1 protein-coding gene is annotated in these 1,798 nt (G+C 77.5%); it reads left to right on the forward strand.

All coding sequences use genetic code 11. The features are described 5' to 3' along the window. Positions 1–1,642, forward strand: a 1,642-nt coding sequence (locus FGF04_RS37455) for an RDD family protein (RefSeq protein WP_188114393.1), incomplete at its 5' end; no start/stop codon positions are given. Between the last annotated feature and the right edge of the window lie 156 nt (positions 1,643–1,798).

Consider the following 1,798-nt stretch of genomic DNA (forward strand, 5'->3'; position numbering starts at 1 on the left):
CTACCCGGACCCGTCCATTCCTGGATACGTCCGGTACTGGAACGGTGCCTCCTGGGTGCCGGGCACCAGCCGGCCTGCACCGGTCGGCGGCGAGTCGATCCCGCCGTCGCCTGCGTCGTCGCAGCCACCGTCGCAGCCGCCTTCGTCACCGCAGTCGCCGTCCCCGTCCGTACCGGCGGCCGCGCAGCCCGCGCCCGCGTCCACGGAGGAGACGGGCCCGCACTTCTTCGACGAGGACCCGCCCGGGGCGGCCGGACCGTCGCCCGCCGAGGCCCAGCACGGCAGCCGCCCCGAACCGGCCACCGCGTGGGGCGCCGACCGCTCCCGGCAGACCGGCTTCGGCGGCGACCCGGACCGCCGGGTCCGCTGGGGCTCCGCCGACCCGCGCGTACCGTCGGAAGCGGCTCCGCAGGCGCAGCCCGCCCAGCCGTCCCTGCCCGCCCAGCAGGGCGCGCCCGTGCAGCAGCCGCTGCCCGCCCCGCAGGCGCAGCCCGACGGCCGGTCGGAGCACACGGACGGCACGGCCACGTTCCACGCCTCCGGCGCCGGGCAGGACGGGGGGACGGCCGAGCCGCCCTCCTCCGGCACCGTGGTCTTCCGCAGGCCCACGGGACCCGTACGTCCCGCCGGGACCGCGGGCCCCACGGGTCCCTCGGGCCCCGCGGGATCGGCCGGTGCCATGGGCGCCGGACGCGCGCACATCGCGAGCAAGTCCGGCACGGGCGGCACACCGAAGCCGGGCGCGGACGCCGCTGCGGCCGGCACCCCCGGCAGCACCGGCGCCGGTGTGCCGGCTCAGGGCGCCCCCGGCTCCCGCGAGCCCGCCGCCGAACCTCTCGCCTCCGAGGGCACGATGACCTTCCGGACCAAGGCACCGCGGGCGGCCCAGGCCTCCGCGTACACCGCACCGGCCTCCCCGGCCTCACCGGCGGCCCCGTCCGGCCCGCAGCAGACCACCCCCGCCGCCCCCGCTCCGACCCCCGTCGTGCCGCCGCAGCAGTCGGCCGCGCAGGCGCCCATGAGCGSGGGTCCCGGCGGGGGACAGCCCTCCTGGGCCCAGCAGGTGCACCGGCTGGCCGGACCGGACGGGGACCAGCCCGTCGTGCCGTGGAAGCCGGTGCGGGAGGACCCGTTCCAGGCCGCCGCCCGCTCGCAGGCGAACGCGCGTCCGGCCGGGCTGGGCAAGCGGTTCGCCGCCCGCCTCGTCGACACCCTCGTCCTCGCCGCGGTCACCGGCGCGGCCGCCGTGCCGCTCGGCACGAGGGCCCTGGACCACGTCGACGGGAAGATCGACGCGGCCAAGCAGTCCGGTGAGACGGTCACGGTCTGGCTGCTGGACGGCACGACCGCGCTCTACCTCGGCACCGTGCTCGCCGTGCTGGTCGTCTTCGGCACCCTCTACGAGGCGCTGCCCACCGCCAAGTGGGGCCGCACACTGGGCAAGAGGCTGTTCGGGCTCCAGGTGCGGGACATCGAGGGCGGGGATCCGCCGTCGTTCGGCGCGGCCCTGCGCCGCTGGCTCGTCTACAGCGTCCCGGGCGTCCTCGTCATCGGTGTCGTGGGTGTCGTGTGGGGTCTGTTCGACCGCCCGTGGCGCCAGTGCTGGCACGACAAGGCGGCCCACACGTTCGTCGCCGGCTGACGGATGCCCCGGACGGCCGTTCCCTCCTTGCGGGGGAGGGGGGTCCGGGGTCGACTCGTGACATGAGTACCGAGCCGCCGCCCCCTCCGGACGACGATCCGCTGCGGAAGCCCCCGGACCAGGACCCCTTCAAGAAGCAGCCACCGCCCCCGGGGG

The sequence above is a fragment of the Streptomyces apricus genome, from assembly GCF_008369065.1.
GTDB classification, from domain to species: Bacteria; Actinomycetota; Actinomycetes; order Streptomycetales; family Streptomycetaceae; genus Streptomyces; species Streptomyces apricus.